Source organism: Asanoa sp. NPDC049475, assembly GCF_040676915.1.
GTDB lineage: Bacteria > Actinomycetota > Actinomycetes > Mycobacteriales > Micromonosporaceae > Asanoa.
Genome location: NZ_JBFAPY010000007.1, coordinates 519,193 through 545,755 on the forward strand (window position 1 = coordinate 519,193; position 26,563 = coordinate 545,755).

At 69.4% G+C, this 26,563-nt stretch carries 19 protein-coding genes; 11 read left to right on the top strand and 8 right to left on the bottom strand.

Features of this window, described 5'->3' with window-relative positions:
* Window positions 1–42 precede the first annotated feature (42 nt).
* Window positions 43–1,041 carry a class I SAM-dependent methyltransferase gene (locus AB0J88_RS29755; RefSeq protein ID WP_364349668.1) on the top strand — a complete coding sequence of 333 codons (999 nt, stop codon included), beginning with the start codon at window positions 43–45 and terminating at the stop codon, window positions 1,039–1,041.
* Window positions 1,042–1,119: 78 nt separating this feature from the next.
* A complete protein-coding gene (locus AB0J88_RS29760; RefSeq protein WP_364349665.1) occupies window positions 1,120–2,421 on the top strand; it encodes an alpha/beta fold hydrolase in 1,302 nt (433 codons plus the stop codon).
* Here AB0J88_RS29760 and AB0J88_RS29765 read toward each other — a convergent pair.
* A complete protein-coding gene (locus AB0J88_RS29765) occupies window positions 2,418–3,065 on the bottom strand; it encodes a TetR/AcrR family transcriptional regulator C-terminal domain-containing protein (protein WP_364349662.1) in 648 nt (215 codons plus the stop codon). The genes AB0J88_RS29760 and AB0J88_RS29765 overlap by 4 nt on opposite strands.
* Before the next feature lie 62 nt (window positions 3,066–3,127).
* On the opposite strand from AB0J88_RS29765, the gene AB0J88_RS29770 reads away from it, so the two are divergent.
* Together AB0J88_RS29770 and AB0J88_RS29775 are read left to right on the top strand one after the other, a co-directional pair.
* Window positions 3,128–3,604, top strand: a complete 477-nt coding sequence (locus tag AB0J88_RS29770; protein ID WP_364349659.1) for a hypothetical protein — start codon at window positions 3,128–3,130, stop codon at window positions 3,602–3,604.
* Window positions 3,605–3,649: 45 nt separating this feature from the next.
* Entirely contained in the window at window positions 3,650–4,651 is a 1,002-nt protein-coding gene (locus tag AB0J88_RS29775) for a hypothetical protein (protein WP_364349656.1), read from the top strand.
* A gap of 62 nt (window positions 4,652–4,713) precedes the next feature.
* Here AB0J88_RS29775 and AB0J88_RS29780 read toward each other — a convergent pair whose 3' ends face one another.
* The 3 genes from AB0J88_RS29780 to AB0J88_RS29790 form a co-directional block, all read right to left on the bottom strand.
* Window positions 4,714–7,257: a right-handed parallel beta-helix repeat-containing protein gene (locus tag AB0J88_RS29780; protein ID WP_364349653.1), complete on the bottom strand. Its 2,544-nt coding sequence runs from the start codon at window positions 7,255–7,257 to the stop codon at window positions 4,714–4,716.
* Window positions 7,258–7,291: 34 nt separating this feature from the next.
* On the bottom strand, window positions 7,292–9,850 hold the full coding sequence (locus AB0J88_RS29785; RefSeq protein ID WP_364349650.1) for a hypothetical protein: 2,559 nt from the start codon (window positions 9,848–9,850) through the stop codon (window positions 7,292–7,294).
* 309 nt (window positions 9,851–10,159) lie between these two features.
* Window positions 10,160–11,194, bottom strand: coding sequence for a LacI family DNA-binding transcriptional regulator (locus tag AB0J88_RS29790; protein WP_364349647.1), 1,035 nt, complete (start codon window positions 11,192–11,194; stop codon window positions 10,160–10,162).
* Between the two features lie 151 nt (window positions 11,195–11,345).
* On the opposite strand from AB0J88_RS29790, the gene AB0J88_RS29795 reads away from it, so the two are divergent.
* The 6 genes from AB0J88_RS29795 to araA all read left to right on the top strand — a co-directional run bounded on the left by AB0J88_RS29795 (window position 11,346) and on the right by araA (window position 19,176).
* Window positions 11,346–12,344 (top strand): ABC transporter substrate-binding protein, encoded by a 999-nt coding sequence (locus AB0J88_RS29795; RefSeq protein ID WP_364349644.1) that lies wholly within the window; start codon window positions 11,346–11,348, stop codon window positions 12,342–12,344.
* Window positions 12,345–12,403: 59 nt separating this feature from the next.
* Window positions 12,404–13,924: a sugar ABC transporter ATP-binding protein gene (locus AB0J88_RS29800; protein ID WP_364349641.1), complete on the top strand. Its 1,521-nt coding sequence runs from the start codon at window positions 12,404–12,406 to the stop codon at window positions 13,922–13,924.
* Window positions 13,921–14,928 carry an ABC transporter permease gene (locus AB0J88_RS29805; RefSeq protein WP_364349638.1) on the top strand — a complete coding sequence of 336 codons (1,008 nt, stop codon included), beginning with the start codon at window positions 13,921–13,923 and terminating at the stop codon, window positions 14,926–14,928. Before AB0J88_RS29800 ends, AB0J88_RS29805 begins: the two co-directional genes overlap by 4 nt.
* 70 nt (window positions 14,929–14,998) lie before the next feature.
* Window positions 14,999–16,003, top strand: coding sequence for a galactofuranose ABC transporter, permease protein YjfF (gene yjfF, locus AB0J88_RS29810; protein WP_364349635.1), 1,005 nt, complete (start codon window positions 14,999–15,001; stop codon window positions 16,001–16,003).
* Window positions 16,004–16,012: 9 nt separating this feature from the next.
* Window positions 16,013–17,653, top strand: a complete 1,641-nt coding sequence (gene araB, locus AB0J88_RS29815; protein ID WP_364349632.1) for a ribulokinase — start codon at window positions 16,013–16,015, stop codon at window positions 17,651–17,653.
* Between the two features lie 35 nt (window positions 17,654–17,688).
* A complete protein-coding gene (araA, locus tag AB0J88_RS29820; RefSeq protein ID WP_364349629.1) occupies window positions 17,689–19,176 on the top strand; it encodes an L-arabinose isomerase in 1,488 nt (495 codons plus the stop codon).
* 23 nt (window positions 19,177–19,199) lie between these two features.
* Here the strand turns inward: araA and AB0J88_RS29825 are convergent, their stop codons facing one another.
* The 4 genes from AB0J88_RS29825 to AB0J88_RS29840 all read right to left on the bottom strand — a co-directional run bounded on the left by AB0J88_RS29825 (window position 19,200) and on the right by AB0J88_RS29840 (window position 26,137).
* On the bottom strand, window positions 19,200–20,252 hold the full coding sequence (locus AB0J88_RS29825; RefSeq protein ID WP_364349626.1) for a MerR family transcriptional regulator: 1,053 nt from the start codon (window positions 20,250–20,252) through the stop codon (window positions 19,200–19,202).
* 713 nt (window positions 20,253–20,965) lie between these two features.
* A complete protein-coding gene (ligD, locus tag AB0J88_RS29830) occupies window positions 20,966–21,961 on the bottom strand; it encodes a non-homologous end-joining DNA ligase (protein WP_364349623.1) in 996 nt (331 codons plus the stop codon).
* Complete coding sequence (locus tag AB0J88_RS29835) at window positions 21,958–24,357, bottom strand: MMPL family transporter (RefSeq protein ID WP_364349620.1); 2,400 nt, start codon at window positions 24,355–24,357, stop codon at window positions 21,958–21,960. Before AB0J88_RS29835 ends, ligD begins: the two co-directional genes overlap by 4 nt.
* A gap of 85 nt (window positions 24,358–24,442) precedes the next feature.
* On the bottom strand, window positions 24,443–26,137 hold the full coding sequence (locus AB0J88_RS29840; RefSeq protein WP_364349617.1) for an AMP-binding protein: 1,695 nt from the start codon (window positions 26,135–26,137) through the stop codon (window positions 24,443–24,445).
* 48 nt (window positions 26,138–26,185) lie between these two features.
* On the opposite strand from AB0J88_RS29840, the gene AB0J88_RS29845 reads away from it, so the two are divergent.
* Complete coding sequence (locus AB0J88_RS29845) at window positions 26,186–26,563, top strand: YciI family protein (RefSeq protein ID WP_364349614.1); 378 nt, start codon at window positions 26,186–26,188, stop codon at window positions 26,561–26,563.

Below are 26,563 nucleotides of genomic sequence, written 5' to 3' on the forward strand. Positions count from 1 at the left end.
TGAACTGACGGGCGACCCCGGTCGCGGCCGAACATCGAGGTCATGACTGACATCAAGGAATCCGTGGGAAACATGTTGGGGCTGCTGGCCGGGTACGTCGGCCATCGCACCGTCGCGACCGGTCTGCGGGCGGGGCTCGTCGCCGCGATCCAGGAACCGGCCACACCGGACGAGCTCGCCCGACGAACCGGGCTCGACCCGTTCTACACCTTCGCCTGGTGCCGGGCCGCTTACGGCGCCGGCGTCTGTGAGCGCGACGGTGACACCTACCGGCTCGCCGACAACCTCGGCACCGTTCTCCTCGACGACACCTCCCCGGCGTACGTCGGTGGCGTTTTCAAGGTCCTCGAACAGCCCGAGATCTTCGATCGGTTCGAGGCCAGCCTGGCCACCGGCGAGCGGCTCTGGTGGGACGGTTGCTCGCCCGAGTTCATCGCGGCGGTCGGCGGCACCGGCCGGCCGTTCTACCGCCGCCTCGTGCCGGACGGGCTCGCCCGCGTCCCCGGTCTGAAAGCCAAGCTCGACCAGGGCTGCCGGGTCCTCGACACCGCCTGCGGGTCCGGGCACGGGCTGGTCATGCTCGCGCGGGCGTACCCGAACAGCGAGATCGACGGTGTGGACGGTGACGCACACTCGGTCGACGTCGCGTGCGCGACGCTGGATCAGGCCGGGCTGACCGGGATCACGGTCTGGGACAGTCCGCTGGAGAAGCTCAGCGTCGACCGGCCGTACGACGTGGTCATCAACAACATCTCCATGCACGAGTGCCGCGACATCGACGCCGTGGTGCGCAACGTGAAGGCGGCGCTGAAGCCGGGCGGGGTGTTCGTCATCTCGGACTTCCCGTTCGCCGACGACGACGAAGGGCTGCGCACCGCGCCGGGTCGCGTGATGTCCGGCATCCAGATCTTCGAGGCGCAGATCGACGACCAACTGCTACCCCGCCGGGTGTACGACGACCTGCTGGCGAAGCACGGGTTTACGGACCTCGGTTTCGCGAGTATCACCCCGATGCACGCCCTGACCTGGGGTTACGCCTGATCCGACAAAGAGGCTGGACCTGAAGGCATCGGGCTGCGACGATATACGCACTCTCAATGCAAGAATCTTGGAGGTGCCGTGCGTCGCTATCGCCAAGGTCTGCTCTCCCTGGTCGCCGCCATCGCCCTGGTCCTGACCGCGACACCGGCCGTCGCGAGCGGGGACAAACCGCGGCCCGTCATCTTCGTGCACGGCAGCGCCGGGTCCGCCTCGCAGTTCGAGTCGCAGACCCGGCGACTGGCCAGCAACGGCTACCCCATCGAGATCATCGAGGCACACGAGTACGACTCGCCCAACGTCGCGACGATCCTGCCGGCGATCTTCGCCGGGCTCGACGAGCGGGTCGAACGGCTGCGCGGCCGCACCGGACAAGAGCAGGTCGACATCGTCGCGCACTCGCTCGGCACCTTTGTCATGCAGAGCTACCTGGCCAGCTCGCCGGGCCGCGCGGCGAAGGTGGCGCACTACGTCAACCTCGACGGGCGCACCGCCACCGCCCTGCCGGGTGGCGTGCCGACGCTGGCGGTCTGGGGCGAGGGCGACCCGGCCCGGGCGATCACCGGCGCCACCAACGTCTACTTCCCGGACCAGTCGCACACCCAGACGGTCTCGTCGGAGGAGTCGTTCCGGGAGATGTTCCGGTTCTTCCGGGGCCGTTCGCCGCACACCAGCAGGATCGTGCCGGAACGGCACGCCGAGATCTCGGGCCGGGCGGTGCTGTTCCCGAGCAACGCCGGTGTCACGGACGCCACGCTCGAGGTCTACCGGGTCAGTCCGCTGTCCGGGCGACGGCTGGGCAACAGGCCGGTGCATCGGGCCGCGTTGTCCGGCGACGGCGCGTTCGGCCCGATCAAACTCGACAGCACCGCCCGGTACGAGCTAGCGGTGGTCCGGCCCGGCGCCGCGACGCACCACTTCTATTTCCAGCCGTTCCTGCGTGACAGTGCGTTCGTCCGGCTGCTCACCAGCCGCCCGGGCGAGGGGCTGGGCGCCCTCGTGGAGGCCGGCGCCGGGCACACCGCGCTGACCATCCAACGCCAGCGGGAATGGTGGGGTGACCAGGGCACGGCCGGCGACCACCTGTGGGTCAACGGCCGCGACATCCTCAACGCCGCCAACGCGCCGCGGGCAAAGCGGGTCATCGGGATCTTCGCGTTCGACGCGGGCAGCGACCGCCGCACCGACCTGACCGCGCCGCTGCCGGCGTTCTTCGCGCAGACCTTCATCACGGGCATGGACGTCTTCATCCCGGCCGCTCCCAAGAACCGAGGCCTGGTGTCCATCACCGTCGGCCAGCGCGGCGGCGGCTACGAGTCCGTCAACCTGCCCAACTGGCCGTCGGACGACCACCGGATCACGGTCAACGTCAACGACTACTAGGCAGCGGCGTATCCGGCCAGCAGGATGTCGATGGCCTCCGCGAACCGGCTGTCGAAGTCGAGGCCGGCCCGCGTGGCGATGACCTCGGTCAGGTTGGGGAACTCGACCGGGTCGAGCTCGTCGGCGCGGTCGTCGAGGTTGGGTTCGGTGCCCTCGTGTCCGGGGGTCCGGCCCACCTCGGCGAGCGTGTGGCCGATCGTGAACGTGGCCACGACGTTGACGACATCCATGGCCCGTCCCAGGGGTACGCCGCCCGCGCGCATCCCGGCCAGCCAACGCTCCGACATCCGCAGCGCCTCCGGTGAGTTGACCGGCCGGGTGCCGGCCAGCGGCAGCACGCCGGGGTGGGCCAGCAGCGCCCGGCGCAGCGCGTGCGCGAACTCCCGCATCCACGGCACCCACTCGTCGCCGGGTTCGTCGAGCCCCGCGAAGGCCGTCTCCATGACCCGGTCGACCAGGCCGTCGAGGAGCGCGTCCTTGTTGGGCACGTAGTTGTAGAGCGTCATCGCCTCGACGCCCAATGCGCCGCCCAGCTTGCGCATCGACAGCGCGGGAAGGCCATGCGTGTCCACGAAGTCCAGAGCGGCGTCGAACACCTGCTCCCGGCTGAGCCCGGCCTTCGTGCCGGCTCGGCGTTCCGCCACCACCACACCCCTTGACGATTCTTACGGTGTAAGTCAGGCTAGCAGAAACTTACGCCGTAAGAATGGGGTCCGAAATGCTCGCCCTCGCCCTGACGCTGATCCTGAGCACTGTCGCGTACCACCTGGTCATGACCTTGGTCGACGTGTATCCGCTGAACAACGTGCGCGACGCCAAGCGCGCCGAACAATGGACCGAAGTCGCCGTCAACGCACCCGTCATGGCGCTGCCCGCGGTCCTGCTGAGCCTGGCGGCGGCGCTGGACGTCAAGACGCTCGGCTACGTGGCCGGCGGGTTGGAGCTGCTCATCGTGGCCGGCGGTCTGCTGCTCTGGTGGCTGCCCTACCTCGCCGGCGTCACCGTGCCGTGGGCCACCGCCGGCACCGGCGTGACCTGGGCCCAACTGCACGCCCGCACGTACGCGCACACGCTGGTCGTGCTGCCCCGGATCGGCGACCGCCCGCGCCCCAACCTGGAGCACATGGTGCTGCACGCGCTGATGCTGGCGGCCGCCGTCGCCACGTTCGCGGCCGCGGGCTAACCCGGGCGGGGCTGCGGGACCGTGGTGGGCACGGTGGACTCCCGGGTGACCAGTCGGCAGGGCTGGCGCACCACGCCCGTCGACGGCCGTCAGGAAATCAACAACTACTACCCGTACTCCGTCGACCTGATGCCCAACACGGCGCAGTACCGTGGGGCGCTGCGGCTGTTCGCCGACCCGGCCGACTACCCGATCTTCCCGTTCTACACCGCGAACCAGCGGGACGAGGCCGCCGCGGCGGCGGCATGGCAGCCGGGCAGCAACAACTTCTCGATCATCAACTCGACCGTGCAGTTCCGGCTTTACTCGTCGGCGCTGCGCAACTATCCGAACTCGTGGATGACCAACGACGACTACAAGAAGCTGCTCTACAACGGCGGCGTTGCGGCTGCCTGCGTCGTGGACCTCGCAGTAACGGAACGGGAGCTCCTATGTGAACGTCCCGTCGGCGAGCCGGTATCCGGTCGCGCTCAACCCGTACAACACGGTGACCTTCGGGCAGGTGAGCACCACCCGGCTCGAAGTGAAGGCGTGCGGGTAGGGCGGCCCTCACCGGATACCGGCCAGCGTGCGGGATGTCGATGGGGGTCGCTGTTCGGGACGCTGATTGGCATGCGAACCCTGACACCGGCCGCCGTACGCGCGGCGTTCGTGATGTGGCTCCTCGCCGTGGCGGCGGGAGCCTTCGAGACCATCCTCGCGGTGGCGAACGGAGAAGCGGGTTCCGCCGCCGTGGTCGGCGTGACCATCCGAGCGGCGGTCTTCGTGGCCGCGCTCCTGGTGGCGTTCCAGATGCGCTCGGGCAAACGCTGGGCGCGCCTCGTCCTCACCATCGGCCTCGGGTTCTTCGGCACCCTTTCCCTGGTCGTCGACCCCGTGCTGTGGCTGTTGGACGGCAACTCGCTGAGCGATGCCCTCGCCAACGTGAGCGCCTTCGGCATCAGCCGGGCCGTGCACGTAGCGGCCGTACTCGCCGGATGCGTCCTGATGTTCGTGTCGTCCGCCAACGCCTACTTCAGGCGGTCGAGCACGCCCGCCCGGGCGTAGGCGTGACGAACATACGGAAGGCCGGCACCCCGCGACTGGGGCCGGCCTTCCTTCTCTCAGTTTCAAGCGGGCGGTGCCAGGTAGAGGCCGGCCATGTCGACGACGATGTTCACCGGTTTGGCGCTGCTGTTGTAGACCATGAAGCCAGGTCCCAGCCCGACCGTGATCTGGTTGGCGATGGTCTCGTTCACGCCGAAGTTGATGACGGATGCGGTCGGGCGCGGCTGGCCTTCGGGATAGACGGTCAGGTAGCCCGGCGATTGCGCGCCCGTGACGGTCAGGTTGGCGACGACGGCGGTACGCCGGCATCCGGTCTGGTAGCAGTCGTTGTCGTAGGCGCTGACCCAGATCGCTTGGCCAGGTCCGATGGGGTTGAAGCTCTCGCGGGTGTCGAGGATCCGCGTCGGGGCTACCGGCAGGAAGGTGTCGGCGATGCCGGGTGCGAAGTAACCGCTCAGGTCGGCGAGGACGTGGACGGTGCCACTGCCGCCGTACGCGAAGGAGATTTTCCGGTCGACGACGGGTGCGATGACCATGTTGTTGGCCGTCTGTCCGGTGACGAAATTGAGGTTGGAGGTGGTCGGCACCGCGCTGTCGGGCGGGAAGGCGGTCAGGTGGCCGCCGGCGGTGGGCTTGGTGACGGCGACGTTGAGCACGACCGCGGTGGTGCCGACCGGCACGCGGCCGGCGAGGTCGACGGTGACCCGGCCGTTCGGGCCGAGCGGGGTGTCGCCGGGTACGCCGACGGCCGATCGGGTGTCGAGCACCCGGGCCGGAGTGTTCGACGTGAGGCCCACCCCCTCGCTCCCGTAGTAACCGGCGAGGTCGGCGAGTACGTGCACGGTGCCGGCGCTGCCGTTCTTGATCTTCACCTTGCCGTTGGCGACGGGCACGGTGACCAGGTTCGGGATCGTCTGGTTCGCGACGAAGTTGATGTTCGACGCCACGGGCTCGGTGGAGGGGTAGACCTTGAGGTAGCCGTTGCTGGTCGGATTGGTGACGGTTACGTTCAGCACCACCGCGTTCGCGGTCGCGACCGGGGCCGGCAACGGCAGCTCGATCTCCTCATGCGGGTTGAGTGGCGTCGTGCGGGACACGCCGATCGCGGCCTTGGTGCTCAGCACCCGCTGCGGGGCGACCGCGGTGAACGCCGCGCCCAGCATCAGGCACTCGCTATCGGTGTATCGGGTTGGGTAGCTGCGGAAACCGTCCGGGCTGGCCTCGACGTAGACACAGGAGCGCCCGGCGCGGTTGAAGGTGAACCGCTGGGTGCCGCCCCGGTTGATGACGGTCTGGTCCATCGCTTTCAGGACGAAGGTGCCGACCGGCCCGTCCACCGGCCATGCGGAGGTGGCGGTGACCGTCGTGTCGGTGTCGAACGGGCCACCGCCGCGCACTCGGGAGGTGACATTGCTGTAGCTCAGGGTCGGCATGAGTTCGGCGGCGCCACGGTCGACGAAGCCGCCGCCGCTGTTAGGCGCGTCGGGCTTGTCGGCGTGTGCGTTTCCAAGCAGGTCCATGCCGGGCAGACCGGGTGCGTTCGACCAGGCGGAGTCGATAGCGGGAGAGTCGGCCGACAGGCTCCACCCGAGGTCGTCCACGTCGGGTGCGTTCACGAGCTTGGCATCGGCGCCGAGGTCGTGGGCGCCTTGGCCGGTGGCCGCGTGGAATGCGCCTGGCGTCGAGTACATCGTGCCGTCCCACGAGTACGCCGGCCCGCCAGGAATCGGGTCGATCACGTTGTAGTCGAGGCGGCTGTCCGCGACGGCCGTGGTGGCGACGGAGACGGCCGGTGTGCTCGCCGGGTCAGGAGGCGAGGTGCCGCCGCAACCGGCGACAGCGACGCGCTGAGTCCGCACGATCGTGTTGTAGAGCCCGAATCCCGTCGACGCGCCGGCCACCTCGACGCCCTTGGCGCAGTCGGTGACGATCGTGTTGTTCGTCAAGGTGGTCCGCGGAGCGTTGGTCACGACGACCGCTGGGTCTGCGACCGGGATGGACCGATATGCCTCGACGCTGTTGGCGCTCAGCAAGGTGTCGCTGACACCCGCGCCGACGGAGACGAACGACGAGCGGAACGCTCGCGACACCATGCCGCTGATCGTGACCCGACGCGAGTCGCCGCTGATGGCGACGCCCGGACCGCCGATCGAGGTGAGCCAGCCGTTGGTGAGGACGATGTCGGTCGAGTCCTCGATCACGACGGCCGTCCCGGTGCCACCGGCGATGTTCAGTCCGTCGATGACGACGTCATGCACGCCGGAGAGCGTGAACCTCGGAGCATTGACGGAACTGCCGACGGTGGTGCGGCCGGTCGGCCCACGGAATCCCTTGATCGTGATCGGCTTGCCCGGCTCGCCGGATGGCAGGGAGACCGAGTCGTTGTACTGGCCAGGTCCGACGACGATCGTCTGTCCGGGTCGGACGTTGTCGGTGGCCGCCCGAATCGAGCAGTACGGACGCTGCTGCGATCCGTCGGGGTTGGTGCCACAGCTGGTCGACACGTAGATGGTGTCCGGTGGTGCGGCGGAGGCGGCGCCGGCCGGTAGGCCGGCTGCCGTCAGCACGCCGATCGTCAGCAGCGTCGCGCTGCGACCTATCCGCATTTCGCTGTTTCCGTTTCTGAAGGTCTAGCCGTGTTCAGGCGGTTGGCGCCTGGATGTAGTAGCCGGCTTGGTCGACGACAACGTGGACGGTGCCGGCGCTGCTGTTGTAGAGCATGAAGGAGCCGTGGAGAGACCCGACGGTGATCAGGTTGGCGATCGTCTCGCCCTTGTCGAAGTTGATGACCGAGGCAGCCGGGCGCGGCTCGTAAGTGGGATAAACGGTCAGGTAGCCCGGCGACTGTGCGCCGGTGACCGTCAGGTTGGCCACCAGAGCGGATGTCCGACACCCGAACGCCGGACACGCCAACGTATCCACCCGAACCATGATCGTCTGGCCTGGTCCGACCGCCGTCGAGCTTCCGTCGCGGGTGTCCAGGATCCGCTTGGGCTCGACCGGGAGGTAGGTGTCAGCGACGCCCGGCGCGAAGTATCCGCTCACGTCGGCGAGGACGTGGACGGTGCCGCTGCCGCCGTAGGCGAAGGCGATCTTGCGGTCCACGACGGGTGCGATAACCATGTTGTTGGCCGTCTGGCCTGGGACGAAGTTGAGGTTCGACGTGCCCGGAACCGCTCCACCGGGCGGGAACGCGGTCAGGTGGCCGCCGGTGGTGGGCTTGGTGACGGCAACGTTGAGGACGACCGCGGTGGTGCCGACCGGGACCCGAGCCGACAGGTCGACGGTGACGCGCCCGTTGGGGCCGACCGGGGTGTTCCCGGGCACGCCGACCGCGGACCGGGTGTCGAGCACCCGGGTGGGCGTGGCGCTGATCAGGCCGAGGCCGGCACTGGCGTAGTAACCGGCGAGGTCGGCAAGCACGTGCACGGTGCCAGCGCTGCCGTTCTTGATTTTCACGCGACCGTTGGCGACCGGGACGGTGACCAGGTTCGGGATCGTCCGGTTGGCCGTGAAGTTGATGTTCGACGCCGTCGGCTCCGCGGCGGGGTAGACCTTCAGGTGGCCGTTCGAGGTCGGGTTGGTGACGGTCAGGTTCAGCACCACCGCGTCGCTGGTCGCCGCGGGGGCGGGCAACGGCAGCTCGATCTCCTCGTGTGGGTAGAGCGGAGTCGTGCGAGGCACACCCACCCCTGCCCTGGTGTCGAGCACCCGCTGCGGAGTGACCGCGGTGAACGAAGCGCCGAGATACGTGCAGCTATCCAGAGCCTGGGGTGCCGAGAATTCCCGGAAACCGAGCAGGGTGCGCCCGACCTGGACGCAGGCGTTGCCCGGGCGGTCGAACGTGAGCCGCGCAGGGCCGGTGCGGTCGACGATCGTCGGTCGGCCCTCGGCCGAGAACGAGAGGTATCCGAGCGGCCCGTCAAGGGTCCAGGGGTTCGTGGCCTCGACCTTCGTGATCGACTCCAACGGGTTGTCGCTGTGGGCGCGACTGGTCCAGAAGCTCAGCGTCGGGGGGTGAACCAGCTCGATCGCGCCGCGATCGACGAACCCGCCGCCGGAGTTCGGCATGTCGGGCTTGTCGGCGCGGCCGTTGCCGCGCAAGTCCGTGGCGGGCCGACCCGGTGCGCCGGTCCAGGCCGAGTCGATCGCGGGCGAGTCCCAGGCGAGGCTCCACCCGGCGCCCGTCGTGAACCCGTCGAGAACCAGCCGGGCGTCGCCGCCGATGTCGTGAGCGCTCTGGCCGGTTGCCGCGTGGAACGCCGACGGGGTGGGATAGACGGTGCCGCCCCACGCGTACGCCGGCCCGCCCGGTACCGGGTCGATCACGTTGTAGTCGACGTGGCTGTCCGGCGTCGCCGCGCTGTCGACAGTCACCGCCGGCACGGTTGCCGGATCGGGAATCGCCGTGCCGGAACAGTTCTCGAGATCGACCGGCCGCGTACGCACGATCGTGTTGTAGAGCCGGAAGCCGGTCGACCTGCCGGTGACGGCGATGCCGACGTTGCAGTCGGTCACGATCGTGTTGTTGGTCGCGGTGGTTCGCGGTGCGTCGGCAACCGTGATCAGCGCGGCTGGCCGCTGCGTCCACAATGTCGCTCTGAGGCTGTTGCCGACCAACATCGTGTCGCTGACGCCGGCGCCGATCGTCATGAACGAGGTCCTGGTCACCGAAGCCGCGTTGCCGCTGATCGTCACCCGTCGCGAGTCGCCCCGCACGTCGACGGCGTTGACGTTGACCGACCGGATCCAGCCGCCCGTGACCGCGACGTCGGTCGAGCTGTCGATGACCAGAGCAGGGTTGTTGGCTCCGGAGATGTCGATCCGGTCGAGGACGATGTCGTGCGCATCGGTCAGGACGAACGGCGGACTTCCGTTCGCGGTGGATACGGTGGTGCGCTGCCCCGGCCCGAAGTACCCCTTGATCGTGATCGGCCTGCCGGGTTCGCCGGACGGCGGGGAAACCGACTCCTGATAGCTGCCTGGTCCGACCACGACGGTCTGCCCCGGCTCGGCCTCGGCGACGGCCGCTGAGATCGAGCAGAACGGCTTCAGCTCGGAGCCGTCGGCACCGTCCTGGCAGCTCTTGGCCACGAAGATCGTGTCCACGGGCTCGGCCGCCGAGGCGCTTCCGGTCGGAAAGCCGGCCGCCAGTAACAAGCCGGCTGCGAGCAGCGTCGCGCCGCGACTGATCCGCATCGTGTTCTCCCCGTTTTAATGATCTTGCGGCAGGCTATCGCGCGGCCGCATCGATTTCCATTGGCCGATGAGGCAGAACGCCGCCGCCCGCCCTAAAGGCCGGCGGATGGGTCGTGCACAGGGAGCGGACGAACGGCGACTTGGTCCGGTTGGTGATTGCGACCGCTCGGGCGCGGTATCTCTTAACCGTGACCGGTTGCCCGGAAGGCTGGTGGCTGCGAGCCGGCTGACAGTGAGCAGCGCCGTGCCGCGCATTCGCATCGAGCTTCCCCCGCTTCTTGCGATTCGGGCGAAGCCCAGCCGGATGATCTATGCGGTCCCGTTGACCGAAGGTCTGATTCCCGTGCTGGCGCGGGACACGAGCACCGGCATCACGCGTGGGTAGGTCGGTGGTTCGACGGGGGAGTCGAGCAGGTCGAGCAGCATCGCCAGGCAGCGGCGGCCGACCTCGTCGAAGTCCTGGCGGATCGTGGTGAGGGGCGGCGACATGAACTCCGCCTCGGGGATGTCGTCGAAGCCGACCACGCTGACGTCGTCGGGCACGCGGACCCCACGCTCGTGGAAGGCCCGCAGCAAGCCCAGCGCCTGCTGGTCGTTGGCGCAGAACACCGCCGTGACCCGTGGGTCGCCGGCCAGTCGCAGGCCGGCCTCGTAGCCCGATCGTGCGCTCCAGTCGCCGTCGATCATCGGTGGCACGGACCGGCCCGCACCCTCCAGTGTGGATCGCCAGGCGTCCTCGCGGTCCCGTGCCTCGAGCCAGTTCTGCGGGCCGCGGACGTGCCAGACGGTCTCGTGACCAAGCTCCAGCAGGTGGCGCACGGCGAGCTCGGTGCCCGCGGCCTGGTCGACCGAAATGGCCGGCAGCGCACCGCTAAGACCCGCCTCGACCACCACCGCGGGGATCCCGATCGGAAGGCTGCGCAGCGCGGCGGCGGTGTTGGTGAACGGCGCGATGATGACGACTCCCGCGACAGACTGTTCGGCCAACGCGCTGAGCGCGTCGCTGACGCCGTCGTGGTCGAGCTGCTCGAGCGTCACGATGCTGACGCCGTAGCCGGCGGCGCGCGCGGCGCGCTCGACGCCGAGCAGGGTGGCGGCAGGTCCATAGAGGATGGTGTCGAAGCTGACCACGCCGAGCACCCGGGAACGCCGACCCGCCAGACCGCGGGCCAACGCGTTGGGGCGGTAGTTGAGTTGCCGCACGGCGGTCAGCACGCGCTCGCGGGTCTCGTCGCGCACGCTCGGGTGTCCATTGAGCACGCGGGAGACGGTCTGGTGTGAGACGCCGGCCAGTCGCGCGACGTCGATCATCACCGCCGGTCGTGGCGGAGACGGCTGGTCCATGGCAACTCCTCGGCGGACACTCTACCCGCCTTGTCGATCATAACCGCGCTGTGAACGCTAACAATCGTCTGTTCGGAGCTATTGACGTCGATTATGAGAACGCTAACATTCTCGCAACACACGAGCCATCGATGTACGTGAGGAGGAAGCCGTGCTCAGGAAAGTGTCCGCGGTGGTGCTCGGTGGCGTGCTCGTCGCCGCCACACTGGCCGCCTGCGGTGGCGAGGGCTCCCGCAATAGCGGCGGCGGCGCGGCCGCCGGCAAGGACGACGGCAAGATCGTTATGGGTTTCTCGCAGGTCGGTGCCGAGAGTGGATGGCGGACGGCCAACACCAAGTCGGTTCAGGAATCGGCCGAAGACGCCGGGATCGAGCTGAAGTTCTCCGACGCGCAGCAGAAACAGGAAAACCAGATCAAGGCGATCCGCACCTTCATCTCCCAGAAGGTCGACATCATCGCGTTCTCGCCGGTGGTCGAGTCCGGCTGGGACACCGTTCTCAAAGAGGCCAAGGACGCCGGCATCCCGGTGATCCTGACCGACCGCGCGGTCGACTCGCCCGACAAGACGCTCTACAAGACGTTCATCGGCTCCGACTTCGTGGTGGAGGGCAACAAGGCCGGCGAGTGGGTCAAGAAGGAGTTCGCCAGCGCGCCCGGCCCGGTCAACATGGTCGAGCTGCAGGGCAACACCGGTGCCGCTCCGGCCATCGACCGCAAGGAGGGCTTCGCGTCGGTGCTCGGCTCTGACCCGAAGTTCAAGATGCTCGCCTCCCAGCCCGGCGACTTCACCCGGGTCAAGGGCAAGGAGGTCATGGAGGCGTTCCTGCGCGCCAACAAGGACATCGACCTGCTCTACGCGCACAACGACGACATGGGTCTCGGTGCGATCGAGGCGATCGAGGCGGCCGGCAAGAAGCCGGGCGTCGACATCAAGATCGTGACCGTCGACGCCGTCAAGGACGGCATGCAGGCGCTCGCCGACGGGAAGATCAACTTCATCGTCGAGTGCAGCCCGCTCCTCGGCCCACAGCTGATGGAGCTGGCGAAGAAGGTGGTGGCCGGCGAGACGGTGCCCGCGCGGGTGCTGACCGAGGAGACCACGTTCACCCAGGAGCAGGCCAAGGCTGCCCTGCCCGACCGCAAGTACTGAGTGTCGACGGCGGCCCCGGTTCGCGCCGGGGCCGCCCTTCCCGCCACAGGAGAGGCACCATGAGCGAGCCATTGCTCGTCATGCGCGGCATCGGCAAGCGGTTCCCGGGAGTCGTCGCGCTCGACGGCGTCGACCTGCGGTTGTACCCGGGCGAGGTGCACGCCCTGATGGGCGAGAACGGCGCGGGCAAGTCGACCCTGATCAAGGTGCTCACCGGCGCCTACCACCACGATCAGGGTGAGATCACGCTCGGCGGCCACCCGGTCGCCTTCGCCGGGCCGCACCAGGCACAGCAGGCCGGCATCAGCACCGTCTACCAGGAGATCAATCTCTGCCCGAACCTGTCCGTCGCGGAGAACGTGCTCATCGGGCGCGCCCCGACGCGGTTCGGGCGCATCCGTTGGTCGGCCGTGCGGCGCCGGGCCGAGGAACTGCTCGACCGGCTGCACCTGAAGATCGACGTCGGCTCCGACCTCGGCACCCACTCCATCGCCGTACAACAGATGGTCGCCATCGCTCGTGCGCTCGACGTCGACGCCAAGGTGCTCGTGCTCGACGAGCCCACGTCGAGTCTCGACGCCTCCGAGGTTGACCAGCTCTTCCGGGTCATGCGCGCGCTCAAGGAGGAAGGCATCGCGGTCCTGTTCGTGACCCACTTCCTCGACCAGGTCTACGAGATCGCCGACCGCATGACGGTGCTGCGCAACGGGCGCCGGGTCGGTGAATACCGCACGGCGGAGCTGAGCCAGCTCGACCTGGTCGCGGCGATGATCGGCAAGGAGCTCGCCGCGCTCGAGGACATCGAGGAGGCGCCGCGCCGCGAGGTGGCGGTGCTGGAGCGGGGCACTCCGGTGGTCAGCGCCGACGGTCTCGGCCGCGCGGGCGCGATCGCGCCGTTCTCGCTGGCCATCCACAAAGGCGAGGTGGTCGGCCTCGCCGGCCTGCTCGGCTCCGGTCGCACCGAGGTCGCCCGGCTGCTGTTCGGCGCTGACCGCGCCGACCAGGGGCAGATCGCGGTCGACGGTGAGCCGGTCGCGCTCCGCGGGCCGCAATCGGCGATGCGGCAGAAGATCGCCTATTGTCCCGAGAACCGGCGCACCGACGGGCTGGTCGAAGAGCTGACCGTACGCGAGAACATCATCCTGGCGCTGCAGGCCGATCGCGGCTGGGCCCGGCCCGTGCCGCGCAGCAAGCAGGACGAACTGGTCGCCCGCTACGTGAAGGCGCTCGACATCCGTCCGGCCGATCCTGAGATACCGGTGCGCAACCTCAGCGGCGGCAACCAGCAGAAGGTGCTGCTGGCTCGCTGGCTGATCACCGAGCCGAAGCTGATGATCCTCGACGAGCCCACCAGGGGCATCGACGTCGGCGCCAAGGCCGAGATCCAGAAGTTGGTGGTCGAGCTGTCCGACGGGGGCATGGCGGTGCTGTTCATCTCCGCGGAGCTCGAAGAGGTGCTGCGACTCAGCCACAAGGTCGCCGTGCTCCGCGACCGCAGGCTGGTCGCCGAGCTCGACAACAGCGACGGCCTCGACACCGACCGCGTCATGGCTGCCATCGCGAGCGGAGGCGTGGCATGAACGTCGTGCGGCACCGGCTTTTCTGGCCGGTCGCGATGCTGGTCGCGTTGCTGCTCAGCAACCTGTTCTTCACGTCGGGGTTCTTCTCCATCGAGGTGCGCGACGGCCACCTGTTCGGCAGCCTGATCGACATCCTTCGGCAGGGTGCGCCGCTGATGCTGGTCGCGCTCGGCATGACGCTGGTCATCGCCACGGGCGGCATCGACCTGTCGGTCGGCGCGGTCGTGGCGATCTCGGGCGCGATGGCCTGCTCGCAGATTGCCGGCCTCGACGACCAGGGCGCGGTCGGTGGCGTCCTGGTCGCCGTGGCCATGGCCTTGGCGCTCAGCGCCGGGCTCGGTGCGTGGAACGGCTTCCTGGTCGCCGTCGTCGGCATCCAGCCGATCATCGCGACGCTGATCCTGATGGTCGCCGGCCGCGGCGTCGCGCAGGTGATCACCGACGGCCAGATCGTCAACGTCAACTCTCCGCCGTACAAGACGATCGCCACGGGTTTCCTGTTCGGCATCCCCGTGCCAGTGATCATCGCGGCCGGCGTCGTGGCGCTCGTCGCTGTCGTCACCCGTCGCAGCGCGTTCGGGATGCTGCTGGAGTCCGTCGGTGGCAACGCCGGTGCGAGCCGGCTGGCCGGCATCAGGTCGCGGCGGCTGATCATCATCGCGTACGTCGTCTGCGCGGTCTGCGCCGGCGTAGCCGGTCTGATGGTCAGCTCGACGGTGTCCAGCGCCGACGGAAACAACAACGGGCTGCTGATCGAGCTCGACGCGATCCTCGCGGTGGTGATCGGTGGCACCTCACTGCTCGGTGGCCGGTTCTCCATCGCCGGCACGGTGATCGGCGCGCTGCTGATCAAGACCTTGGACACGACGGTCTACACGATCGGCATCCCGCCCGAAGTGGCGCTCCTCTTCAAGGCGGTGGTCGTGGTCATCCTCTGCCTCGTGCAGTCGCCCGCTTTCCGCGCCAAGTTCGCCCGGCGCCAGCCCGCGGAGGTGGCGGCATGAGTGAGCGAAGCGAACGCAGTCGGCTCAGCGACCGTCGATCGTGCTCCGCCGACCGCAGGGAGGTGGCGGCATGATCGATTTGAAGACGAGACCTTCGCAGAAGGTTGCCGAGCGGATGCGGGTGATCCCGGTTCGCCAGAAGTACCTGCCGGTCACCGCTACCGCGGTGCTGCTGGCCTTCATGTACGGCCTGGGCGTGATCAACTACACCGGGTTCTCCGACACCCAGATCGTGCTCAACGTCTTCATCGACAACGCGTTCCTGCTCGTGGTCGCGGTCGGCATGACGTTCGTGATCCTGACCGGCGGCATCGACCTGTCGGTCGGCGCGGTGGTGGCGCTGACCACGATGGTCGTCGCATTGCTCCTGGAGAACGGCTGGCCACCCGCTGTCGTGCTGCCCGTCGCGCTCCTGATGGGCGCGACCATCGGGTTCCTGATGGGCCTGATGATCCATTACTTCGACGTGCAGCCGTTCATCGCGACACTCGCCGGCATGTTCCTCGCCCGCGGGCTCTGCTACGTCATCAGCACGGACTCGATCTCGATCGACGACCCGTTCTGGGTATCGGTCGCGAACGCCCAACTCTGGTTCGGCGGCTTCTTCATCTCGATCAGCGTGCTGATCGCGCTCGCGGTCGTGCTGATCGCCGCGTACGTGCTGGCGTACACGACGTTCGGCCGAGACGTCTACGCGGTGGGCGGCAACCCGCAGTCGGCGATGCTGATGGGCCTGCGCGTCGGCCGCACCCGGATCGCGGTCTACACGATCAGCGGGCTGTGCTCGGGCCTCGGTGGCGTGCTGCTCAGCTTCTACATGCTCTCCGGGTACGGACTGCACGCCTCGGGCATGGAGCTCGACGCCATCGCCGCGGTGGTCATCGGTGGCACGCTGCTCACCGGTGGCTCCGGCTATCTGTTCGGCACCGTGCTCGGCGTGCTGGTGCTCGGCCTGATCCAGACGATCATCACGTTCCAGGGCGACCTCAGCTCCTGGTGGACGAAGATCTTCATCGGCCTGTTCCTGTTCGTCTTCATCGTCCTCCAGCGCGCCGTCACCCGGCGCCGTCGATAGGGAGTAGCCGTGCCGTACGTGGTCGGCGTCGACTTCGGAACGCTCTCCGGCCGGGCCGTGGTGGTGCGCGTGGCCGACGGTACCGAGGTCGGGTCCGCGGTGCACGAGTACGCGCACGGCGCGGTCGAACGTGCCCTGCCGGGTGGTGGCCGCCGGCTGCCGCCAGCCTGGGCGCTTCAGGTGCCGCAGGACTGGCGTGACGTGCTGCGCGAGGCCGTGCGCAAGGCGCTCGCGGTGGCCGGTGTCGAGCCCACCGAGGTGGTCGGCATCGGCACCGACTTCACCGCCTGCACCGTGCTGCCGACGCTGGCCGACGGCACGCCGCTGTGTGAGGTCGACGGGCTGGCGGACCGGCCGCACGCGTACCCGAAGCTCTGGAAGCACCATGCCGCACAGGGCCAGGCCGACCGGATCAACGCGCTCGCCGCCACCCGTGACGAGCCGTGGCTGCGCCGCTACGGCGGCCGGATCTCGGCCGAGTGGCAGTTCGCCAAAGGCCTCCAACTGCTCGACGAGGATCCGGAGCTCTACGACCGGGCCGCGCGCTGGATCGAGGCCGCCGACTGGATCATCTGGGAGCTGTGCGGCGTCGAGACCCGCAACGTCTGCACGGCCGGCTACAAGGGCATCCACCAGGACGGCGCCTACCCATCGCCGGAATACCTCGCCCTGCTCGACCCGCGCTTCGCCGGCTTCGTCGACAAGCTCCGCCACCCGCTGTCCCCATTGGGCGGTCGGGCTGGCTCGCTCACCGCGCGGGCGGCGGCGCTGACCGGTCTGCCCGAGGGGATCGCGGTCGCGGTCGGCAACGTCGACGCGCACGTCACCGCGCCGGCCGCCCGGGCGGTCGAGCCGGGCCAACTGGTCGCCATCATGGGCACGTCGACCTGCCATGTGCTGTCGAGCGACCGGCTGGCTTCGGTGCCAGGAATGTGTGGCGTGGTGGCGGACGGCATCGTCGAAGGGCTCTGGGGGTACGAAGCCGGGCAGAGCGGCGTCGGCGACATCTTCGGGTGGTTCGCCGCGAACTGCGTGCCACCATCCTATGTGTCCGCTGCCGCTGCCGCCGGCGTCGACCTGCACGACCACCTGAGCGCGCTGGCGGCCGCGCAGCCGGTCGGCGCGCACGGGCTCGTCGCACTCGACTGGCACAGCGGCAACCGCTCGGTGCTGGTCGACCACGCGCTCTCGGGCGTGATCCTGGGGCAGACCCTGGCGACCCGTCCAGAGGAGCAGTACCGGGCGTTGGTCGAGGCGACCGCGTTCGGCACCCGGATGATCGTCGAGACGTTCGAAGCCGCCGGCGTACCGGTCACCGAGGTGGTCGCCGCGGGCGGTCTGATCAAGAACGCGTTCCTCATGCAGGTGTACGCGGACGTCCTGCGCCGACCCATCTCCGTCATCGGCTCGGCCCAGGGTCCGGCGCTCGGCTCGGCGATCCATGCCGCCGTGGCCGCCGGGCACTATCCCGACGTCCGTGCGGCCGCCGCGGTGATGGGCAGCCGGGGAGCAGAGGTCTACCGACCCGAACCGAAGCGGGCCGACGCGTACGACCCGATCTATGCCGACTACCGCGAGCTGCACGATCACTTCGGTCGGGGAGCGTCCAGGGTGCTGCACCGCCTGCATGCCCGCCGCGCCACCGCCTGACCGCACCCTGACCGCACCCGATAGGGGAGATCCGGATGAGCGCACCGCGTTTGTGGTTTCTGACCGGCAGCCAGGAGCTCTACGGCGAGGACACGCTGCGCCAGGTGGCCGAGCAGTCGCAACGGATCGCCGCCGTGCTGGACGCGTCCGCCGACGTGCCGGCCGCGGTGGAGTGGAAGCCGGTGCTCACCTCGGCCGAGGCCATCCTGAGCTGCTGCCGGGCCGCGGCCAACACCGAGGGCGTCGTCGGGGTGATCGCGTGGATGCACACGTTCTCGCCCGCCAAGATGTGGATCGCCGGGCTCGACGCGCTCGATGTGCCGCTGCTGCACCTGCACACGCAGTCCAATGTGGCCCTACCGTGGGCCGACATCGACATGGACTTCATGAACCTCAACCAGGCGGCACACGGCGACCGCGAGTTCGGCTATGTGCAGACCCGGCTCGGCGTGGCACGCAAGACCGTGGCCGGGCACGTCAGTGACCCTCGGGTGACCGCGCGGATCGGCACGTGGACGCGGGCGGCGCTCGGCCGGGCGGAGCTGCGCTCGCTGCGGCTGGCCCGGTTCGGCGACAACATGCGGAACGTCGCGGTCACCGAGGGCGACAAGGTCGAGGCTCAGGTGCGGTTCGGGGTCTCCGTCAACACGTACGGGGTGAGCGAGCTCGCGGACGCGGTCCATGCCACCGCCGACTCCGATGTGGACAAGCTTGTCGCCGAGTACGAATCGTGTTATCGGCTCGACCCGTCGCTGCGGACCGGTGGCGCGCGGCACGAGTCGCTCCGGTACGCCGGACGGATCGAGCTCGCGCTGCGCTCGTTCCTCGAGGCCGGTGGCTTCCGGGCCTTCACCACGAACTTCGAGGACCTGGGTGGGTTGCGGCAGCTGCCGGGCCTGGCGGTGCAGCGTCTGATGGCCGACGGCTACGGCTTCGGCGGCGAGGGCGACTGGAAGACCGCGGTGCTGGTGCGGACCCTCAAGGCAATGGCACCCGGTGGGACCTCGTTCATGGAGGACTACACGTACGACCTGACACCCGGCCACGAACGCACGCTGGGCGCGCACATGCTGGAGGTCTGTCCGTCGATCGCCGGCGAGACCCCGCGCGCCGAGATCCACCCGCTGTCGATCGGCGGCCGCGAGGACCCGGTCCGGCTGGTCTTCGACGCCGCACCCGGCCCGGCGGTCGTGGTCGGCCTCGCGGACCTGGGCGAGCGCTTCCGGCTGGTGGCCAACGAGGTCGACGTGGTGCCGGCGGACCAGCCGTTGCCCAAGCTGCCGGTGGCGCGGGCGATCTGGGTCCCGCGTCCGGATCTACTCACCTCGGCGGAGGCCTGGCTGACCGCGGGCGGGCCGCACCACACCGCGCTTTCGCAGGCGGTCGGCACGGCTGAGCTGCACGACCTGGCGGAGATGACCGGGACCGAGCTGGCCCTGATCGACGGCCAGACCACCATGCGGCGGTTCGTGCAGGAGCTGCGCTGGACGGCGGCGTACCACCGGCTGGCCCGTGGTTTGTAGGCCGCCGTCCAGCGGCACCTGGGTCAGAGCTTCACGGGCATGAGGAGCGAGTAGCCGCGGTCGTCGGTCGGCCGGCGGATCGCGAGCGGGCGGATCGGGCCGTCCAGCTCGAGCAGGAGCTGGCCGTCGCCGCCGGCGTTCAGGGCATCGAGCAGGAACTCGCGGTTGACGGCGACGTGTTCGTCGGCGCCGGCCTCCCACTCCCGCTCGCCGACCACGTCGATGCCGCCGTCGCTTCCGATGGCCAGCACGACGAGCTCGTGGTCGTGGCGTACGACCCGCGGGCTGTCGCTTGCCGTGAGCGTCGCGCGCAGGGCAGTCGCGTCGACCGGTGCCAGGCGCGGGCTGCCACCGGCGCTGCGGGCTTCGACCGCGCGTCGCCAGTCCGTGTAGTCGTACCCCAGTGGCTTGCCCTCGACCGCCCAGCCGGCACCGGCGGCCTCGGCCTCGATCGCGTCGCTCGTCAGGCGCAGGGTGATCGGCTCGTCGCCGGCTTCTCGCTCGTGGATTTGATCAACCCAGTCGAGCGGCGCGATCACCTTGATGGCCGGGCCGTCGACCTCGGCGTCCTCCCGGTGGATTGCCATCCGGTAGCGGTCGGTGGCCACGAAGGTCACCGCACCGGGCTCGACGTCGACCAGGACGCCGGCGAGCATCGGCAGCTCCGGGTCGCGGCCGGCGGCGAACCGAACATCGCCGAGCGCGGCGATCAGGGCGGCGCGGGACATTGTCACGGTGGTCATGAGGAACTCCTGCGTGTCGAGAAGGGCGTGGACACGGGAGAGCTCGCGGCGGGCATCGGACAGACCGGCCTCGAGCCGGTGCAGGTGCCTCTCCAACAGCCGATGCGCGGCGGCCGGATCGGTGCCGAGAACGGCGGCGATCTCGGCGACGGGCATACCCACCCTCCGCAGGCCGGCGACGAGCCGGGCCTGACGGATCTGGCGGTCGGTGTACCAGCGGTAGCCGTTCTCCGGGTCCACCAGCGCCGGGACGAGCACGCCTTCGCGGTCGTAGAACCGCAGCGCACTGACGCTGAGGCCACTGGCGCGGGCGGTCTCGCCGATGCTGCGCATGTCGCTCTCCACATCCCTTACCGTGGCGCCTCGACCTGGTCGAGGGTCAAGTTCTGTCGGAGGTCCCTGCTATCCATTTCCCCATGAACTACGGGGAGATTCTGCCGGGCCGGCGATCTGTCGGGGAGACGGTCCTTGCCGAGGGCACTGGTTGCCGGGCTCGTGCGCGCTGGAGCGCGGTGGGTTGTCGCGTCGGTCGCGCCGCGGTCGCGGGTGGCCGTGCACCTCCGCGCCGGGCCGCGCCGACGGCGCTTCAGCGGCGTGTCGTCGGGCCGGGCTTGCCGCCGGCGGGGGTCTCGCGTGGGCCTTCGCGCCGCGCTGCGCCCGCGGCGCTTTAGGGGGCCCCAGGTGGGCCTTGCCGCTGGTGGGCGGCGCTTCAAAGGGCTTGCGGTGGCTCTGCCCTCTGGTGGGCGCCGCTTTAGGGGCCTTCCGGCGGGCCTTGCGAGCTCGCGGGCGGCGCTTCAGGTCCTTCCGGTGGGCTCTGCCCTCTGGTGGGCGCCGCTTCGGGGGCCTTCCGGCAGGCCCGCCAGCGGGCCTTCCGTTGGGCCACGCCCGCTGGCGGGCGCCGCTTCAGGGACCTTCCGGTGGCTTTGCCCGCTGGCGGGAAGTCTTGCGTGCGCCTCCGTGCCGGCCGCGATCAGCGGCGTGGCACGCAACGCGCTCGCCAAGGCAGTCTCCCCCGTGCGCGTCGTCCATGCCGCCATCGCGGTGGGTCAGGGGCGTGGGAGGCGGGCCTCGTGGGGGCGGCGGTCCGGGCGCAGGCCGCGCCAGGCTGGGTGGCGCAGGCGGCCGTCCGGGGTGACTGAGCGGAAGACCACCTCGCCGACCACCTTCGGGCGCACCCAGCGCACCGCGCGCCGGTCCGCCGCCGGGATCTGGTGCGCCAGCGGTGAGCGGTCCGTTTCCAGCGGGCCGAGCAGCGCGAGCAGTTCGGCCAGCATGTCGTCGGTGAAACCGGTTCCGACGCCGCCGCAGTACGTGAGTTGGTCCTGTTCGTCGTAGGCGCCCAGGGTCAGCGAGCCGATCGTCCCCGCGCGCCGGCCGGCGCCCGGTTTCCAGCCGACCACCACCACCTCGGTGGTCTGGATGAAAGGAGTCTTGCGCCATGCCGGCGAACGGCGGCCCGGGTGGTAGGTGCCGTCGACCCGCTTGGAGACCACGCCCTCCAGGCCGCGTTCGCGCGCTGTCGCCATGACGGCGTCGGGGTCGCTGTCGAAGTAGGGCGCTACCAGCACCGGCTGCTCGTCGATGCCCAGGTCTTCGAGGACAGCCCGGCGTTCGTGCCATGGGCGGGCGATCAGCGGCTCGTCCAGGAAGAGCACGTCGAACACGCCGTACACGACCGGGGTGTCCTTGACCAGCTTCGGGCTCGGGCTGACCACGTGCATCCGGCGCTGCAACGAGGAGAAGGAGGACACGCCACGCTTGTCGAAGGTGACGATTTCGCCGTCCAGCACCACGCGGCGGCGGCCGACCAGGTCGGCGACCACGCCGAGCTCCGGGTAGCTCGCGGTCACGTCGAGGTCGTTGCGCGACATCAGCCGGATGCCGCCGCGGCCGTCGGTGTAGGCGACGGTGCGGACGCCGTCCCACTTGAACTCGTACGCCCAGCCGGGGTTGGTCGGTATCTCGCCCGGGACCGCCAGCATCGGCTCGATCACCGCCGGCCAGCCCAGGCCCGGGGGTTTTCGGCGGGCGACCGGGCTCATCGGTGCGCGTCCTGGAGTTCGGGCTTGGGTGGCTGGTCGCCCTCGATGTCCATCCGCGGCAGGATGCGGTCGAGCCAGCGGGGGATCCACCATGCGCGGTCGCCGAGCAGCGCCAGGATCGCCGGCACGAGGATCATGCGGACGATGCTGGCGTCGAGGAGCACCGATACCGCCATGCCGACGGCCAGCATCTTGATCGTCGGGTCCGGGTCGGCGACGAAGCTGATGAAGACCACGATCATGATCAGCGCGGCGGTGGTGATGACCCGGGCGGTGGCGCCGATGCCGAGCGCCACGCTGCGCCGGGTGTCGCGGGTGTGCAGGTAGGCCTCGTGCACGCGGGACATGAGGAAGACCTCGTAGTCCATCGACAGCCCGAAGACGACGGCGAACATGATCATTGGGACGTACGCCGGGATCGACAGCGACATGTCCACGCCGATCAGCGACGCTCCCCAGCCCCATTGGAAGACGGCGACGATCACGCCGTACGCGGCGCCGACCGAGAGCAGGTTCATCAGCGCGGCCTGGATGCCGATCACCAGCGACCGGAAGGCGGTGGTCAACAGCAGCAGCGAGAGCACCACGACGGCGAGGATCAGCCAGGGGAGGCGCTCGACGGTACGCGCGGTGAAGTCGTCATAGCCGGCCGTCTGCCCGGTCAGGTAGCTCGTCGCCGGAATGGTCGGCAGCACGTCGTCGCGGAGGTGGTGCAGCAGGTCGTTGGTAGCCGAGTCGCGCGGCCCGGTGGTCGGAACGACGTTGATGATCGCGGCGGTGACCTGCGGGTTGACCAGCGGCGGCGTCACCGAGGCCACGCCGGGCTGCTGTTCGAGGGTGAGCTGGGTGCTGGTCAACAGCGTCGTCGGGTCGGTGCCGGCCGGGAAGGTCAGCACCACGGTCAACGGCCCGTTGGCACCGGGACCGAAACCTTCGGCAATGAGGTCGTACGCCCGGCGGTCGCTGTCACTCGTCGGATCGGTTCCGGGATCGAGCTGACCGAAGTCGATCCAGATCAACGGAATGGTGATCACCAGCAGGGCCGCCACAGCCGCGACGGCCCACGGCCACGGGTGCTTGCTCACATAACGACCCCAACGCGCGAACGCGCCATGCTCGTGCGCGGGGTGAGTGATCTGATCGGGCCGCTCTCCGGAGGCAGACCCAGAGCCCGCCGGGTAGACCGAGCCGACAGCGTCCGTCTCATCCGTAAGGCCAGACGTCTCACCGTCGTGCCGACTACCGGGTTCCGCGCCGTGGCCTGCCTCACCCGCAGGCCCATCGCCCGCTGGCGCAGCGTCTCCGCCGGCGTTGCCCGGCCGAGGGTGTGGTGGTGTCGGCGGGACCGCCACACCGGCCGGCCCGGCCGCGGGTTTGCGGCGACGGCGCATCGCGCGGACGGTCCGCCCCGACAGCCCGAGGAAGGCCGGGATCAACGTCAACGCGGCCAGCATCGTCATCGCGACACCGAGCGCCGCCGACACCCCCAGGGCGCTGATGAACGGCAACCCGGCGATGAAGAGCCCGAGCATCGCGATGATCACCGTGGTGCCGGCGACCACGATCGCCATTCCCGAGTGCTGGTTGGCCTTCGCCGCCGCACCCACGAAGTCGTCGCCGGCGCCGAGGTCTTCCCGGTGTCGGGCCACCTGGAACAGCCCGTAGTCGATCGCGACGCCCAGGCCCAGCAGGGTCGCCAGCGTCGGCCCCGTCGTCGGGAAGTTCCACAGTACCGCCAGCAGCCCGATGACGGACAGCGCACCCAGCACCGAGAACACCGCGGAGACCAGCGGGATCAGGGCCGCTACCACCGAGAAGAAGATCAGGAACAGCAGCACGAAGGCCACCACGATGCCGACGATCTCGGATGGGATGTCGTTCGTGCCCTTGTCGATCTGGCCCGAGGCGGCACCGTAGTCGACGGTCAGGCCGGCTGCCTGGGCCGGGGCTACGGCCTGGTCGAGCTGCTGCAGGTACGAGTAGCCAAGGGTGTCCGTCGAGATGTCGTAGTCGACGTTGCCGTACGCGATCGTGCCGTCGGCCGACACGGTCGGCGGTGACATGGCGAACGGGCTGACCGCGCTGACCACATGCGGCAGCTTCGCGGTGTTCGCGAAGGACTGGTCGACCGCCGCCTGCGAAGCGGCCACCGTCGTCCCCGCCGGCGCCTGGAAGACCAACTGGCCGACGAACGTGCTCTGTCCGGGGAAGTCATCCTCGATCACCTGGGTGCCCTGGTCGGACTGGCTCCCCGGCACCGTGTAGTTGTTGACGTAGTCCCCACCCCACCGGCCGTTCGCCAGCGCCAGCCCGACCACGAGCACCAGCCACGCGACGATGACGACCCAGTGATGGCGGGCGCAACCGCGGCCGAGACGGGCCAGGAACGCGTGCATGCACAGCCCTTTCGGCTATCCAGGCCTGCCGGGCGGTCCAGGGAGGACGGGACAGGAACGGGACCGGGCATACAGCATAAAACGGTCAAGTGGTGCGGAGGTCCTCCTCGCGGAACTCCGTTGCCGGGCGGCCGCTGGACGCGTACGCCTCGTGGTCGGTGGTCCGTAGCTCGACCCGGCGGATCTTTCCCGAGAGCGTCTTGGGCAGCGGCGCGAACTCGAGCCGCCGCACCCGCTTGAACGGCGCCAGGTGCTCGCGACAGTGCGCGAAGATCGCCGCAGCGGTCTCTGCGGACGGCGACCAGCCCGAGGCCAGCACCACGAACGCCTTCGGCACGGCGAGCCGCAGCGGGTCCGGCGAGGGCACCACGGCCGCCTCGGCCACCGCCGGGTGTTCGATCAGGACGCTCTCGAGCTCGAACGGTGAGATCCGGTAGTCGGACGCCTTGAACACGTCGTCCATCCGCCCGACGTACGTGATGTAGCCGTCCGCGTCCCGGGAGCCGACATCGCCAGTGTGGTAGTAACCGTTCGCCATCGCCTCGGCGTTGCGCGAAGGGTCGCCGTGGTAGCCGACCATCAACCCGAGTGGCCGGTCCGCGAGGTCGAGGCAGATCTCACCGTCGTCGCCCGGCTGGCCGGTCAGGGGGTCGACGAGCGCGACCGCGTACCCGGGAAGAGCCCGGCCCATCGAACCCGGCTTCACCGGCTGCCCGGGCGTGTTGGCGATCTGCACCGTCGTCTCGGTCTGCCCGAAGCCATCGCGGATCGTGACGCCCCACGCGCGGCGTACCTGCTCGATGATCTCCGGGTTGAGCGGTTCACCCGCGGCCACCACCTCCCGGGGCGGCGTGGCCAGCTTGCGCAGGTCGGCCTGCACCAGCATGCGCCAGACGGTCGGCGGCGCGCAGAAGGTCGTGACCCCGCACCGGTCCATCTGCGCCATCAGCGCCGCCGCGTCGAACCGGCTGTAGTTGTAGAGGAAGACACACGCCTGCGCGTTCCAGGGCGCGAAGACGTTGCTCCAGGCGTGCTTGGCCCAACCCGGCGACGAGATGTTGAGGTGCACGTCGCCGGGCCGCAAACCGATCCAATACATGGTCGACAGATGACCCACCGGGTACGAGGCATGCGTGTGCTCCACCAACTTCGGCAGCGCCGTGGTCCCGGAGGTGAAGTAGAGCAGCAGCGGATCCGAAGCCCGCGTGATCCCGTCCGGATCGAAGGCGGACGCGGACGACGCACTCGCCGAATAGTCGAGCCACCCCGACGGCACGGAGCCGCCACCCACCGCGATGCGGGTGTAGGAGCCCGCGACCCCGTCGAGCTTGGCGGTCGACGCGCCGGTCGTGATCACATGCCGCGCCTCGCCCCGATCCAGCCGGTCCCGCAGGTCGGCCGGCCCCAACAACGGCGTGGCCGGGATGATCACCGCGCCCAACTTGGCGCACGCGAGGATCGTCTCCCATAGCTCGACCTGGTTGCCGAGCATGACGATGACCTTGTCGCCGCGAGCAACACCGGCATCGGAGCGCAACCAGTTCGCCACCTGGTTCGAGCGTCGGGACAGCTCCTCGAACGACCGCTTGGCCTCGGACCCGTCCTCCTCGACGATCCACAGGGCCGGGTTCTCGTTGCCCGCCGCCATCGGATCGAACCAGTCCAACGCCCAGTTGAAGGTGTCGAGCCGCGGCCACCGGAACTCCGCGAACGCCCGTTCGTAGTCGTCGGCGACATCGAGGAGATAGTCCCGCGCCGCTTTGAAGGCTTCTCGGCTCACCGCCCCAGTCTGCTCCTGATCTCCATGAGCCGCGCCACACTGAAGGGCATGAAATATCTGATCATGGTGTACGGGAACCCGCGGTCGCGTGCGATCTGGGAGAGCTTCACCGAGGAGCAGCGCGCCGCCGGCATGACCGAGCACCTGGCCCTGCGGGACGCGATCGCCGCGGCCGGCGAGCTGGTGACGAACGAACGTCTGGCCGACCCGTCGACGAGCAAGCGCCTGCCGGCGCGGCCGGAGGCGCTGGTCGCCCTCGGGCTGCCGACCGACGGTCCGTTCGCGGAGTCGAAGGAGCAGCTCGCGGGCTTCTACCTGGTCGACTGCCCGACCGAGGAGCGCGCCCTGGAATGGGCCTCGAAGGTCCCGGAGGCGGCCCTGGGCCTGGTCGAGGTGCGCCCGGTCTGGACGGGCGACCGCCCCTGA